The sequence below is a fragment of the Paraburkholderia sacchari genome (genome assembly GCF_000785435.2).
Taxonomy (GTDB): Bacteria; Pseudomonadota; Gammaproteobacteria; order Burkholderiales; family Burkholderiaceae; genus Paraburkholderia; species Paraburkholderia sacchari.
The window spans coordinates 1-14335 of sequence record NZ_JTDB02000007.1; the positions used below are offsets into that span (position 1 = coordinate 1).

Sequence of the window (14335 nt, forward strand, 5' to 3'; positions counted from 1 at the left end):
CTGACGTGCTACGAGCGGGTCTGGTGGCCGCAGGTCCGCGTATTGAGTGCCCCGGGCCGGGAGCAGGCGGAGGTCGCGCGGGTCGTCGAAGCGCTGCGTATAGCGGGCCTGCCGTCGCTTGCGGTACAGGCGGTACCGGCTTCCGATGGCCTGATGGTGGCCGATGCCTGGCTCGACGCGAGGGAGGCCCGTCCGCTGCTCGTCGTGGCGACCGCCTGGCACGAGAACGGCCCCCCTGAAGGCAGCACCGAGGGATGCGTCGCCGTTCTGCTCTCGGCGGGGTACTTCAAGCTGCCGGAGACGGTCAGGGTCGCGGCGCTCCTGCATCGGCCCGTCCAGGGCCTGGCTGGCGGAGCCGCATATGGCTTCGCCAATGCCGCGTTATGGGGCAAGACGGCCTATGCCTCGCTCGTCCGTGCGTGGATTACCCGGCCCGTCGATGGATGCGACAAGGCGCTCTACGCGGCCCATATGGACGTCCTTACGAAGGACGAGGCACAGCGCAGACCCGACCGCATCGTGGGCGACTTCGGCGACGGCAACGGCTGGCTGTCCGTCGCCGCTGCCGTCGAGTCGGGCGTAGCAGATGGCCCGCAACTCATTATCGACGGCATGCAGTCTGCGGTCCTGCATGTCATGCCCAGCACAACCGACAACCACCCGATTTCCGATGACAGACCCCAGGCTTAACCTGCTCCCAATTGAGCATGCCGCACCGGCGGAAGAATCCGCCCCGTCCAGCCGTCTCGCGATTTGGGGGTTGCCGGTCGTCGCCCTGGCCATAGCGCTGCTCGCGATCGGCTTCGTATCGTTGCACGGCGACATGCTCGGCATAACGTCGCGCGAGTCGCGGCTGTGGGCGATCATCGCCATTCTCTCGACCTTCGCGGTCGTCGTCGTCGCTCATGTTGTCCTGTTTGCTACGGGTACCTACGCATTCGCCGGGCGGCTGTTTCGCCGGGAGGCAGGTGACAACGTCAAGCCTCAAAAACCGCTCAGGCGCGATGCCCGGCTGCAACGCATGGCCGAGGAACTGCGTGTCGTGCACGGCTGGTTCTGGCGCAGTCGCCTGCGCTGGCTGCTGGTGAACGGTACCGACGAGCGGGTCGACCAGGTCGCGCCCGGGCTCAGGCAGGCGGGCGTCCTGCACGTGGGCGAGATCATCCTTGTCCATGCGGCCCCGGACGGCATCGAGCCGACGAAGTGGCTCGGCCAGATCCGGCGGTTGCGTGGCCGTTATCCGGTTGACGGCGTGGTTCACGTTGCCCGCGCCGGGGATGCCGATATGGAACTGCCGCGCACGCTCTCGACGCTTGGCACGGCGCTCGGCTGGGCGGCGCCCGTGACGTTCCTGCATCCCGTCGAGGCGCACGGCAGTCAGCCGGAGCGGTTCGACGCCGTCGGCGCCTTCATGCCGAACGGGACGCGCAGGCCGGCGCAGGCCGCCGCCGCGAGATTGCCGGAACTGCTCGCCGAGGTTGAGCATAGATCGGCGGACGCGGGTGTACACCTTTGCACCCGGGACGAGCTTCGGGTGACCTGGATGATGGAGGTCTCGAAGTACATCGGTGACCACGCCGAACGCATTGCCACGAGCCTGCGCACGCTGGCGGCCTCGAACTGGCTGCGCGCGCCGCTGGCGGGCGTCATGTTCGCGCCGGTCTTTCCGGGGCCGACCGTCGTACCGGTGCCGGTCGTCGACGGTGGCGACGGCGCATCCGCGCAGGCCGCCGAAGCGCTGCCGGCGCAGACCATGACCGTCACGCGGGTCCAGCCGGCCGCGCTGGTTCCGGTCTGGCAGGAGATCGCAGCGGGTTCGCCCAACTATCGCGGTCGCCGCACCGGTTTTTACTGGCCGAATGTGCTGGCGACGGCCGGTATTGCCTGCGCCGTGGCCTGGATCGTCGCGCTGATGATATCGGGCCTCGGCAACCACGCGCTCATCCGCGAGGCCGAAACAACCGCCGCCGCCGCACTGGCGGCGACACCCGGAACTCCTCAGGCGATGCGCACGCAACTCGCCCTCCAGCAGCAGATCGGGACGCTCGAATACCGCAGCCAGCACGGCGCACCGTGGTATCTGCGCGCGGGCCTCTCGCGCAATGACGAACTGCTCGACGCGCTCTGGCGGCCGTACCAGACCGTCGCCCTGCGTAACCTGCGCCAGCCTGCCGTAGCGGCGCTGGAGGGGCAGCTCGGGCAGCTTTCGCAGGTTCGCGCCGACGAGCAGCAGAGCCACGACGCGCAGCAGCTCGCCTACAACCGGCTCAAGGCGTACCTGATGCTCGCTACGCCAGCGCGGACGGACGCGCCGTTCCTCAAGTCGCAACTGCTGGCCGTCTGGCCCGCGCCTGCCGGCATGCGCCCGGGCGAGTGGCTCGATACCTCGCAGCAGCTCGCCAGCTTCTGGTCGGATCACCTCAAGGCGCATCCCGAATGGCGGATCAGTGCGTCGATGCCGCTCGTCACGCAGATGCGCTCGACGCTGGTGAACCAGATCGGACTTTCTGCGAGCGATGACGTGCTCTACCAAAGAGTCCTCGACGAAGCGCGCGGCAAGTACGCGGATATTTCGCTCGCGACGCTGCTCGCCGGGACGGACGCGCACGGCCTCTTCACGACCACGCAGACCGTACCGGGCATCTTCACGCGCGCGGCCTGGGACGGCGTGATCGAAAAGGCGATCGACGACGCCGCGAAGGAGCAGCACGTCGAGGGAGACTGGGTATTGACCGGCGAACAGCCGACTGCCCAGGTGAGCGCGTTGGTCGTCGAAGGAGCGGTCGGCGCGGCGCGAACTGCACTCGATCAGCAGCGCGAGACCGACGATCTGCGCGAGCGGCTGCGAACGCGTTACTTCACGGACTACACGGCGGCCTGGGCGACCATGCTCAACAGCTTCCATCTGATCCCGGCGACGAGCTTCTCCGGCGTCATTGACCAGCTTACGCGCCTCACCGATGCGCAAACCTCGCCGCTGCTGGCGGTCATGAAGGCGGTGCAGTACCAGGGCGAGGCGGGCCGTCCCTCGCAGGCGCTCACCGATACACTGGTGCGCAAGGCGCAGGGACTCCTCGGCGGGAGCGAGCGCGATGCGACGCAGCCGCCCGTCGTGAATCCGCTCGATCGCTCGTTCGGGCCGCTGCTCGCGCTGATGGGCGATGCGAGCCCGGGTGTGGGCAGCGGCAAGACCGGCAAAAGCAATGCTGCAAACGCCGCCGCGTTTAATGGCGTCAGCCTCTCGCGCGTCCTCACGGCGGATACGACCGTGCGCCTGAAGCTCCAGCAGATCCAGTCGAGCCCGGACGCGCAGGCGATGGCGCGGGGGCTCGCGCAGGCGGTATTCCAGGGCAAGCTCTCGGATCTCACGCAGGCGCACGACGACGCGGCGCTGACTGCTGCGAGCCTGGGCGCGCAGTGGGCGGGCTTCGGCCAGACGATGTTCGTGCAGCCGCTCGACGCGGCCTGGCAGGCCATACTCCAGCCTGCCGCCGCAAGCCTGAACGACGCGTGGCGCGCTGCCGTGTACTCACCCTTCCAGGCGGCGTTCGCCTCGCGCTATCCGTTCGCGCCGACGGGCTCGGATGCGTCCTTCGCCGAGTTTGGCCGGTACGTGCGACCCGATACGGGGCTGATCAGCCGGTTTGTCGAGATCGAGCTGTCCGGCGTGCTCAAGCGTCAGGGCGACCAGTGGGTGCCGAACGAACTTGCGCCGCAGTCGCTGCAGTTCGACCCGAAATTCCTCGCCATGCTGCGGCTGATGGGCCCGCTTGGCGCACGCCTGTATGCGCAGGGCGAGGCGGGCTATCACTTCGACATCATGCCGCAGCCCACGCCCGGCGTGACGCGTACCGAACTGACGGTCGACGGACAGCAGATCGTCTACTTCAACCAGCGCGAGACCTGGACGCCGCTTGTGTGGCCGGGCAACGGCCTCGCCGGCCACGCCTCGCTGACCTGGCAGTCGCTCGATGCGGGTACGCGCATCGCGTCCGATGCAACCGGAGACTGGGCGTTTTTGCGCATGCTCGAGAAGGCCCAGGTCAAGCCGCTCGACGATTCGCGCTTCGAACTGGTCTGGAATGGCGCAGCGGCCAGCGGCGACACGAAGGCCGCTTCGGCCACAGCGGGCAGCGATACAGCGTCGCCGCTGCGCTACCTGCTACGCGTGCAGGCGGGCGCGGGGCCGCTTGACCTGCTCAGGCTGCGCGGCTTCACGATGCCGGAGCGCATCTTCGTCACGGGCCGCGCCGGGGTGATCTCCGGTCTGCCTTCCCTGCCGCCCCTGCCATCAGAGATGCAGCCATGACCGCACCGTGGAAGAAGAATCCTTCCGGGCACGAGAATCCGTTCCTGAGGTATTTCGACGGTGAAATGCGCTACCTGCGCGAAGCGGGTCGCGAGTTTGCACGCGAGCAGCCGGAGGCTGCACGGCGTCTGGGCATGCAGTATGGTCAAGAGGACGATCAGGTCCGGGCCGTATTCGAGGGCTTCGCGTTCCTCATGGCGCGGCTGCGCATGAAGCTCGGCGACGCCATGCCGGAGATTACCGACCCACTGATCGACAACCTGTACGAGTACGCGGGTCGGGCGATTCCCTCGCTGTCGGTCATTGAATGCACACCGCTGAACCGTACCGTCCAGACGCCGGCGCAGATCCCGGCGGGCGCCGTGGTGCGTTCGGCCCCCATCGGTCCCGAGGGCGTGCAGTGCCCGTACCGGACGACGCAGGCGGTCGATCTGCTGCCGCTTTCGGTGGAGGATGTGCTCGTCGCGGTGCGCGCCGACGGACGCACGGTCATTCGCCTCACCTTCGGCCTCTGGCTTGGGGAGCAGCGCGAGCGCGTTGACCTGTCGCGCATCCGCCTTTACCTGCACGGCGACCGGCCCGCCGCTGCCGCGCTGTACGCGGCACTGACGCGCCAGGTGGCCGCGATCAGCCTGCGCCTGCCGTCGGTACGCGATGGCGCACTGCAGCCGCAGCCCGACGTGCGCTTCGAGGTGTCGGGCTTCGGCCCGTCGACGCGGCTGTGGCCGGTGACGGACGCGAAGCGCGACGAGGAGCTCGACCGCGAGCAGACGATGCTGGAATACTTCGTCTTTCCGCAGAAGTTCCACTTCGTCGACCTGTGCGGCTTCGATACGGCGGTGCTGCCGCCCGGCGAAACGCAGATGACGTTCGAGATCGAACTCGACGGGCGGATGCCCGGCGATCATCCGGTCAGCCGAGGCAGCTTCCGTCTTTTCTGCACGCCCGTCATCAACCTGTTTGAGGTCGACGCGCTGCCGCTGCGGCCTGCCGGCTGGCACGACACGGAACACCACATTGTGGCGCAGCCCGGCCTCGCCGGTCATGTCGAACTGTACGACCTGCTCGCGGTGATCGCGTCGAATCCGGAGAGCAGTGCGCAGCATGCCTACCGGGCGTTCAGGAGCTTCCGGCATCGTGGCTGGCTCACGCGCTACGACAGGCCGGAGCGGTACTACTTCACCTCGACACGCTACGGCGTGAACGGGCGGGAACTGTGGGTCACGCTGGAAGGCCAGCTCTGGTCGGGCACGCACCGCGACGCGCAGGATGACGAGGACCGCCCGCCGCCGGACGGCTACCTGACGGTGCGCGCGCTCGCGAACAACGGGCGCCTGCCGGCCATGGCGCTGACCGAAGCGACGATTACCGAGACCGTCGCGGGCTTTACCGGCATCGCATCGGTGCGCAACCTGACGGCGCCGACGSCACCGGYCTATCCGCCGCGGTATTACCCGGGATATGACTTGCGTGTGCTGGGCCAGTTTACGGCGGGCGGCGCGAACGAGATCAACCGGATCTCGGTGGAGGGCGAAGAGGCGCTGCAGGAGACGCTGGAACTCTACGACTGGGTACCGCACGATGGGCCGGCGCGGCGTATCGAGGCAATCCGCTGGGTGCGGCTGTCCGCGAAAAACGTCCTTCAGCGGGCCTGCATGCACCGCGAGGTCTGCGTACACGTCGACCTCGACCTCGCCGCCTTTGACGGACCCGGCGACGCGGTACTCTTTGGCGACGTGCTCAACCACTTCATAGGCCGTTACGCCTGCTTCCACCATTCCATGCGGCTGATCCTGAGCATCGACGGAAAGGAGACCGTCTATCCGGCCATCGAGTTCACGGGAGCGCCTTTCTGATGCAAAACACGATCGTGAAAGGCACGCTGATTGCTGGCCTCGCCGCGGCCCTTGCGTCGTGCGGCATGTTGCAGTCGGTAAAGGACGGCACGGTGGCGGCGACGCAGGCCGTGTTCGTGTCGAAGGTGAAGCAGATGAACCTCACCATCGTCGCGCGCGGTGCGCTCAATCCAGACACGCGCGGCGCGTCGCTGCCGGTCGTGCTGCGCATTGTCCAGTTGAAGGACGACCGGCCCTTTGCGACGGCCACCTATGCGCAACTGCTTGGCGGCAGCGACACGCTGAAGGCCGCGACACTCTGGAGCGAGGACGTCACGCTCGGGCCGGGGCAGACGCTGAAGGTGTCGGAGCCCATCGGCGACGAGGCGAACTTCGTGGGCGTGGCGGCGTTCTTTCGCGACACGTCCGACGCCGAGTGGTCGGTGCTGATCCCGAAATCGCAGTGGAAAAAGACCGACCCGGTCAGGCTCGTCGCGGCCGACCGCAATCTCGTTCTCGATACGGAGCATAAAAAATGAGGAATCCGTATTTATACGCGGTGACTCTGCTGCTGCCAGCCCTGCTGGTCGCGCAGGGCGCTGTTGCCGCCGGAGGGCCACAGGCGTCCGGTGACGCGCTTCGCGTATGCCAGCAGCTTCGGGCGACCGGCGCTCTGGATATCGCGAAGGCCACACCGCTGCTGCGGGCGAAACTGCCGCGCGTGCCGGCGGACGATGCTGCTACCTTCGAGCGCGAGAACGCGGCGGGGGTGTCCGATGCCACGGCGGGCGCGCACAGTCAGCGCTATTTCGTCTGGCTGGCAGGGCGGTCTCTGGATCACGCGGCGCAGCAGATCGGCACCCTTCCCGCCGATACGTCGCCAGTGCGCCGTGCGCTCCTGTCTGCCGACAGCGCGAATGCGGCGGCGGGCTATGTCGCGATCGCGACCAACTCCCTGCTGATGGCCGCCTGGCAGCGGGCCGGTGCGCTACCTGGAGAGGCCGTTCCGGGCGATACGCAGCTTGGGGACTACGCGCAGGCGTTGCAGCAGATTTCGCTGATGCTCAATACGCTGATCATGTGCGACCTGCGTCAGCCCGTTTAACGATGAGCCGACCCATTACGAAGAGATGCGTGCGATCGCGGCTGCGCGCGGAGGCCGGTGCCTGTCGGCTGAGTATGTCACCGACACGGCACTGGAGTGGGAGTGTGCTGAAGGACACCGCTGGTTCGCGAGTGCAGGCAACGTGAAGAAGGGCACATGGTGCCGGCAGTGTTATGACGAGCGTCGCAGCAACACGATCAGCGCGATGCGCGCGCTGGCGGCCAGCCATGGGGGCGAGTGCCTGTCCCAGGCCTACGAAAATCAGAGTCAGCCTTTACGGTGGCGCTGTGCCAACGGGCATGAGTGGACGAGCCGTCACCGCGAAGCGGCACTGGTGCCGCCTGTGCTATCACGAGCGAATCCGGCTGGGGATCGGGAGGATGCGCGAGGTCGCGGCTGCTCGTGGTGGACGATGCCTGTGGGACGTGTACGTCTCGGTTATGCACCCGTTGCAATGGGAGTGACGGCTGGGCCATGTGTGGTCAACGAAGCCGCCGGTCGTGCTCAGATGATCCTGGTGTCCGCCGCGCGCGCATCCGGACGTGCTGCTCGCGGGCAGCGCGGATACGCACGATACGGGGGCGCCCGCGCCCGCTCCGACGCCAGCGGAGAGCGCCGCCACGCCCGTTCCCAACACCCATGACACGGCCGAAAGCGCCGCCATCGACGCGCCGTGCGACGCCGCGCCATAACCGCAAACGCATTTCGCTTCGCGCCATACCGTGCGCTAGACTCCTTCACCGGATCGAGCATGGAAAAGGAGGTGCCGATGTTGCGCAAGACTCTCAACGCATCGCGGCTGCAGGAAGAAGTGAAGCGCCGGATCCACCGGCTCCAGGAAGTCGTGGACGACGGCGTTAAGATCGGCGTGCCTCGCCCGCAGCCACAGACGCCCGATCGCACGGGCTGCAACTGGACGATGCGCAATTTCGGCAACGCGGCGGGGTTCGAGGCGAGCATCGCCGGCGTGCTCGCGCAGGTGCAGGCGGAGTACAACCTTGCTGCGCAAGAGGGGGAGGAGAGCGAGGCCACGCGCGCTCCAGCAGAAGATCCGTTCGGCGGTTCGCATGCGCCGGCGAAGGTCGATCCGTTCAGCGACTCATCGGGAAACCCCGGGCCCGCGCCGGCAGCGAATCCATTTGCCGGGGCGCAGCCGGCGGGATCTTCGAAGGCGAGCGCCGATCCATTCGGCAGCCCTGCGTCGCCGAAGGACAGCGCTGGCGAGCCGCCACCGCGCAAGCGCCCGGCGAATCCGTTCGGCGGCGATTGACGCCGCTTTTTACGCGGCCGCGCCGGTCATCGTGCTGCGATCAGCTTTCTTCCGCTGCCTTGCGCGGGCGGCGGGCGCGCGCCGGGGTTTTCTTCGGCGCTTTGGCTTTCTTGCCGGTGGGTTCGGCATCGGCGCTCGCTTCGAGCGCGGGCGGCTCCGTCACGTCGCGCGGCGGCTCGGCGTGGGTTTCCTGCGCAGCGGCCCTGGAAGCCTTTTTGCGAGCCGTGCTCTTGCGCGATGCGGTCTTGCGCGCGCGCTGCGGGGCTTCGGGCGTTTCGGAGGCTTGATGCTCTCGGGCAGGCGGTGCATCGGCTGCAGCGTGCTCGTGCGCGCCGTGCTGTGGCTGCACGAAGAGCGGCATGTCGCCCGCGTGCTGCGCTTCGTGGTGAACCTGTGCATGCGCCTCGCGCGAGTGCGCCGAAGCGGTCTCGGTAAAGAGGTCGCCGTTCGATATCGCTGCGCCGGCCCCGGACTCGTGCGCTTGCTCGAATTCGAACGACACACGCGCTTCAGCCGCTTCGGCCTTTTCCTGCGCTTCTCGCGTTTCGCTGATCTCGCTCGCTTCGCGCGCCTGCTCGTGTCCGTTCTCGCCCGCAGTGGCCGCGCCGCGCCCACCGCGCCGGCCCTTGCGGCGCGAGCGCGTTGAATCTTCCGCGCGCTCCGTGCGTTCTGCGCGCGGCGGCGCGACTTCTTCCGCAGGGCTCGCGGTTGTGGCGCTCGCCGGCTGGCTCGTGCGCGTCACATAGGTGCCTGACTTCTCGTCGCGGCCCACTTCCAGCAGGCCGCGCGCCTGCGCTTCTTCAAGCAGATTGCCGAACGCGCGGAAGCCGTAGCGTGCCTCGTTGAAGTCGGGGCGGCGCCGCTTGATGGCGCTCTTGAGCACCGACGCCCAGATCTTGCCGCTGTCGCCGCGCTCATAGCCGAGCGCGTCGAGCGTCTCGACCACCAGCGTGATCGCCTTGGACTTGCGCTCTTCGCTGCGTTCCTCGCCGCGTTCGTCCGCGCTTTCGGCAGCGTTGCGCCGCTCGTCGCCGGACTGGCGTTTCGCGTTCGCGCCGCCTTCGCCGCGCGCCTTGGCGCGTTCCTTTTGCTCGCGCGCGAGCTCGCGCACCAGGTCGTCGTAGAAGATGAACTCATCGCAGTTCGCGACCAGCAGGTCGGAGGTGGAATGCTTCACCCCCACGCCGATCACCTTCTTGGCGTTCTCGCGCAGTTTCGAGACCAGCGGCGAAAAGTCGGAGTCGCCGCTCACGATCACGAAGGTGTCCACGTGCGACTTCGTATAGCAGAGATCGAGTGCGTCCACGACGAGGCGGATATCTGCGGAATTCTTGCCCGACTGGCGCACGTGCGGAATTTCGATGAGCTCGAAGCTTGCCTCATGCATCGACGCCTTGAAGCCCTTGTAGCGGTCCCAGTCGCAATAGGCCTTCTTCACGACGATGCTGCCCTTGAGCAAGAGCCGCTCGAGCACGGGCTTGATATCGAAACGGTCGATCTTCGCGTCGCGCACGCCGAGCGCGACGTTCTCGAAGTCGCAGAACACCGCCATGCTGACGTTTTCCTGGGGGGAGGCCATGTGATTCGTTCGTTCCATCTGCTGTTCGAACGCACATGATAGCCCCTCGCCGCGATGTGGACCGAAAACACCGGCACCGCGCTGACCGCGCGCTTGGAGGTTAACCCCGATCTTTTGCATCGCGCGAGGCGTACTAGAGTTACGCAAATGGAAACAAGCATGACAGCGATGCAGGAGGCGACACCATGAGCGAAGCACGCGGCGAGGCCTGGGCACGCTGCCCCGTGAGCGCGAACGCGGCGGCGTTCGACCCGTTCAGCGACGGCTACCAGCAGGACCCGCCCGAATACGTGCGCTGGGCGCGCGAGCAGGAGCCCGTGTTTTTCAGCCCGCAACTGGGCTATTGGGTGGTCACGCGCTACGACGACATCAAGGCGATCTTCCGCGACAACCTCACGTTCTCGCCCTCCATCGCGCTCGAAAAAATCACGCCCACGGGGCCCGAGGCCAACGCGGTGCTCGAATCGTACGGTTACGCCATGAACCGCACGCTCGTGAACGAAGACGAGCCCGCGCACATGCCGCGCCGCCGCGTGCTGATGGAGCCGTTCACGCCCGAGCATCTGAAGCGCCACGAACCGCTGGTGCGGCGTCTCGCGCGCGAATACGTCGACCGGTTCATCGACACGGGCCGCGCCGATCTCGTCGACGAGATGCTGTGGGAAGTGCCGCTCACGGTGGCGCTGCATTTTCTCGGCGTGCCCGAGGAAGACATGGACATGCTGCGCCGCTACTCGATCGCGCACACGGTCAACACCTGGGGGCGTCCACGCCCCGAGGAGCAGGTGGCGGTGGCGCACGCGGTGGGCAACTTCTGGCAGTTCGCGGGCAAGGTGCTGGAGAAAATGCGCCAGAACCCCGAGGGCCCCGGCTGGATGCAATACGGCATCCGCAAGCAGCAGGCGCATCCCGAGATCGTCACGGATTCGTATTTGCATTCGATGATGATGGCGGGCATCGTGGCCGCGCACGAGACCACGGCCAACGCCACGGCCAATGCGATGAAGCTGCTGTTGCAGCATCCGCGCGCGTGGCGCGAGCTTTGCGAAGACCCGAGCCTGATACCTAACGCCGTGGAGGAATGCCTGCGCCACAACGGCTCGATTGCGGCGTGGCGGCGGCTCGCGACGAAGGACGTGCAGATAGGCGGCGTCGACATTGCCGCGGGCTCGAAGCTGCTGATCGTGACCTCGTCGGCGAATCACGACGAGCGCCATTTCACCGATGCCGATCTGTTCGACATTCGCCGCGACAACGCGAGCGATCACGTCACGTTCGGCTATGGCGCGCATCAGTGCATGGGAAAGAATCTCGCGCGCATGGAGATGCAGATCTTTCTCGATGAGTTCACTCGCCGGCTGCCCCATATGCGGCTCGCGGAGCAGAAGTTCACCTACGTGCCCAATACCTCGTTTCGGGGTCCGGAGCATTTGTGGGTGGAATGGGATCCGGCGCAAAACCCTGAACGCAGACATTCCACGTTGTCTGGCGCGCGGGTGTCCGTACGGATTGGCGAGCCGTCGTCGCATGCCCTGAGCCGGCCCGTGGTGGTCGAGCGCATGGACACCGTGGCGCAAGGTATCGTGCGGCTGCGTCTGGCCGCGCCCGAGGGCGCGACGCTGCCGCGCTGGGCTCCGGGCGCGCATATCGACCTCGAATGCGGCGACTATGGCGAAGGCGGCAACGGTAGCGAGGGTGCGCTGTCGCGCCAGTATTCACTGTGCGGCGACCCGGCCGATACGGGCGCGTTCGAAATCGCGGTGCTGCGCGAAACGCAAAGCCGCGGCGGTTCCGCGTGGGTCCACGACACGCTGCGCGAGGGCATGCGCGTGAGAATTCGCGGGCCGCGCAATCACTTCCGGCTCGATGAAGTTGTTGAATCCGGGCATCGGGCCATTTTCATCGCGGGCGGCATCGGCATCACGCCGATCAGCGCAATGGCGCGTCGCGCGCGCGAGCTCGGCATCGACTACGAACTGCACTATAGCGGTCGTTCGCGCGGCGGCATGGCGTTCGTCGCGGAACTCATGCGGTTGCATGGCGAACGGCTGCGCCTTTACGTCTCGGATGAAGGCACGCGCAACGATTTCGGCACACTGCGCGTGGACGGGCACACGCGCGTCTATGCGTGCGGCCCCGCGCGCATGCTCGATGCGCTGGCTGCCGCGAGCGCCGCGTGGCCCGAAGACGCGTTGCGTATGGAGCACTTCGTCGCGCGCGCGGGCACGCTTGACCCGGCGCACGAGCATGCGTTCGAAGTCGAGCTCAAGGACTCGGGCGTCGTGCTGGAGGTGGCTGCGGAGCAGACCGTGCTCGAAGCGCTGCGCGCCGCGAATATCGACGTGCAGAGCGACTGTGAGGAGGGCCTGTGCGGCTCGTGCGAGGTGCGCGTGCTGGCAGGCGAGATCGATCACCGCGACGTCGTGCTCACGCGTGCAGAACGCGAGACGCAGACGCGCATGATGACCTGCTGCTCGCGTGCGAAGGGCAAACGGTTGATACTCGAGCTTTAGCGCAACGTGGAGGCGGCGCAGCACTGCGGGCGCACGTTTTCAGTCACCTCTCGCAGCATGACGCCCATCGGTATCGTGAACGACATGAGCGCGCCAGCCCATCTCATTCGAGCGGCTCGATGCCGTCCGCCACCAGCAGATCGACAAGCTCGCGCGCGAACAGCGGCAGCGCGTCGCCATCGGCCACGCAGATCTGCAACTGGCGCACGGCCCACTCGTTGGTGAGCGGCACGATCTTGAGCGCCATGGTTTGCGCATGGCGGCGCGCGGTGCCCTCGGGCAGCACGCCAATGCCGATGTTCGCTTCGATCATGCGGCACGCGGCTTCGAAGCTGCCGACCTGAATGCGCCAGCGGATGGTGCGCTGCAAATCCGAGGATGCGCGCTTGAGAAACGCGTGGATCGCGCTTTCTCCGGGTGGCCCCACGAAGTCGTAGCCGAGCGTCTGGGCAAAGTCGATCTCGCTTGCCTGCGCGAGCAGGGTTGCGCCGGGCGCCGTGAGCGTCACGCCCTGGCTCGTGCGCAAGAGCAGTTTTACGCCGACTTGCTCTTCGAGGTTTTTGATGCGCATGCTTGCAGCGGGCAGCGAGAGATGCGCGCGTTCCGTGCCGCGCGTGAGGCTGCTGGCCCGCGCCATTAGCGGAATTACGGGTTAATCGTGGACGAATCCCGCGTTCGGCAAATTCGAATTGTGGGCGCGCGCGCATTGCGTCAAGCTGCAAGCCGGACAAGCGGCGTGACAAGCGGTATGAAAAGCGGTATGAAAAGCGGTATGAAAAGCGGTATGAAAAGCCGCGAGGCCCGCCCGACGAGGCCTGATTTCCATTTATCGCCCTACCGGAGATGTGTCGTGTCTCAATCAGAACAGGAAGTCTCGCAAACCGTGCCGCTCGAAGCGTGGCTCGACAAGACCGAAACGCTCACCGACGAGATCACCTCGTTCCCGCTGCGCGCGCTCGCGGCCACGCTCGACCGCGATGCGCCGGGCAACGCGGTGCCGCCGCTGTGGCACTGGCTCTATTTCCTGCCGGTCGCGCCGCTCGCGCAAGTGGGCGCGGATGGCCACCCGAAGCGCGGCGGTTTCCTGCCGCCCGTCGCGCTGCCGCGCCGCATGTGGGCGGGCGGCCGCCTCACGTTCCACGCGCCGTTGCGCGTGGGCGAGACGGCGCAGCGCACCTCGACGATTGCCAATATCGAAGACAAGACCGGGCGCAGCGGCCGGCTCGTGTTCGTGACGGTCCAGCATCGCTACGAATCGGCGGGCGCGCTGTGCATCGAGGAGGAACACGACATCGTCTATCGCGACGCGCCGCAGCCTGGCGCGAGCGCGCCGAAACCCATCGTGGCGCCTGCGGACAACACCTGGTCGCGCACGCTCGTGGGCGACCCCGTGATGCTGTTCCGCTATTCAGCGCTCACCTTCAACGGCCATCGCATCCATTACGACTTTCCGTATGTCACGCAGGAGGAGGGCTATCCGGGGCTCGTCGTTCACGGGCCGCTCATCGCCACGCTGCTGCTCGATCTCGTGCATCGCGAGCGGCCGGACGGGACCGTCGCGAGCTTCGCGTTTCGCGCCGTGCGTCCCACCTTCGGCGGCAATGCGTTCACGCTGTGCGGCAAGCCCGTCGGGGACGGCCGCACGATCGAACTGTGGGCCAAGGACCACGATGGCTATCTGACGATGCAGGCCACCGCGACGCTTGCCTGAACCGGATCGAGCC

8 protein-coding genes and 2 pseudogenes are annotated in these 14335 nt (G+C 66.9%); 8 read left to right on the top strand and 2 right to left on the bottom strand.

From position 1 onward, the window contains the following. The 6 genes and pseudogenes from NH14_RS22275 to NH14_RS22300 all read left to right on the top strand — a co-directional run. Nucleotides 1-690 (top strand): annotated as a pseudogene (locus NH14_RS22275) (hypothetical protein); the annotation flags it as partial. Nucleotides 691-760: 70 nt separating this feature from the next. Next, complete coding sequence (locus NH14_RS22280; protein WP_237179739.1) at nucleotides 761-4309, top strand: ImcF-related family protein; 3549 nt, start codon at nucleotides 761-763, stop codon at nucleotides 4307-4309. Next, entirely contained in the window at nucleotides 4306-6165 is a 1860-nt protein-coding gene (tssF, locus tag NH14_RS22285; protein ID WP_168727154.1) for a type VI secretion system baseplate subunit TssF, read from the top strand. Before NH14_RS22280 ends, tssF begins: the two co-directional genes overlap by 4 nt. Next, nucleotides 6165-6683: a type VI secretion system lipoprotein TssJ gene (gene tssJ / locus NH14_RS22290; protein WP_168727128.1), complete on the top strand. Its 519-nt coding sequence runs from the start codon at nucleotides 6165-6167 to the stop codon at nucleotides 6681-6683. The genes tssF and tssJ overlap by 1 nt, the downstream gene beginning before the upstream one ends. Further along, nucleotides 6680-7249 carry a hypothetical protein gene (locus tag NH14_RS22295; RefSeq protein ID WP_152617127.1) on the top strand — a complete coding sequence of 190 codons (570 nt, stop codon included), beginning with the start codon at nucleotides 6680-6682 and terminating at the stop codon, nucleotides 7247-7249. The genes tssJ and NH14_RS22295 overlap by 4 nt, the downstream gene beginning before the upstream one ends. 769 nt (nucleotides 7250-8018) lie before the next feature. After that, a pseudogene (locus NH14_RS22300) lies at nucleotides 8019-8258 on the top strand (hypothetical protein); the annotation flags it as partial. Nucleotides 8259-8559: 301 nt separating this feature from the next. On the opposite strand, the gene NH14_RS22305 reads toward NH14_RS22300, so the two are convergent. Further along, nucleotides 8560-10098: an NYN domain-containing protein gene (locus NH14_RS22305; RefSeq protein ID WP_084225362.1), complete on the bottom strand. Its 1539-nt coding sequence runs from the start codon at nucleotides 10096-10098 to the stop codon at nucleotides 8560-8562. Nucleotides 10099-10283: 185 nt separating this feature from the next. Between NH14_RS22305 and NH14_RS22310 the strand changes: the two genes are divergently transcribed. Continuing rightward, nucleotides 10284-12611, top strand: a complete 2328-nt coding sequence (locus NH14_RS22310) for a cytochrome P450/oxidoreductase (RefSeq protein WP_035525773.1) — start codon at nucleotides 10284-10286, stop codon at nucleotides 12609-12611. 103 nt (nucleotides 12612-12714) lie between these two features. On the opposite strand, the gene NH14_RS22315 is transcribed toward NH14_RS22310, so the two are convergent. Next, nucleotides 12715-13248 carry a LysR family transcriptional regulator gene (locus tag NH14_RS22315; RefSeq protein ID WP_052148007.1) on the bottom strand — a complete coding sequence of 178 codons (534 nt, stop codon included), beginning with the start codon at nucleotides 13246-13248 and terminating at the stop codon, nucleotides 12715-12717. 213 nt (nucleotides 13249-13461) lie between these two features. On the opposite strand from NH14_RS22315, the gene NH14_RS22320 reads away from it, so the two are divergent. Further along, nucleotides 13462-14322, top strand: a complete 861-nt coding sequence (locus NH14_RS22320) for an HTD2 family dehydratase (RefSeq protein WP_052148008.1) — start codon at nucleotides 13462-13464, stop codon at nucleotides 14320-14322. Nucleotides 14323-14335 lie beyond the last annotated feature (13 nt).

Excerpts from the sequence above, each read along its gene's own strand:
- tssJ (WP_168727128.1), top strand. The coding sequence starts at position 6,165 with ATGCAAAACACGATCGTGAAAGGCACGCTGATTGCTGGCCTCGCCGCG.
- NH14_RS22295 (WP_152617127.1), top strand. The coding sequence starts at position 6,680 with ATGAGGAATCCGTATTTATACGCGGTGACTCTGCTGCTGCCAGCCCTG.
- NH14_RS22305 (WP_084225362.1), bottom strand. The coding sequence starts at position 10,098 with ATGGCCTCCCCCCAGGAAAACGTCAGCATGGCGGTGTTCTGCGACTTC.
- NH14_RS22310 (WP_035525773.1), top strand. The coding sequence starts at position 10,284 with ATGAGCGAAGCACGCGGCGAGGCCTGGGCACGCTGCCCCGTGAGCGCG.
- NH14_RS22315 (WP_052148007.1), bottom strand. The coding sequence starts at position 13,248 with ATGGCGCGGGCCAGCAGCCTCACGCGCGGCACGGAACGCGCGCATCTC.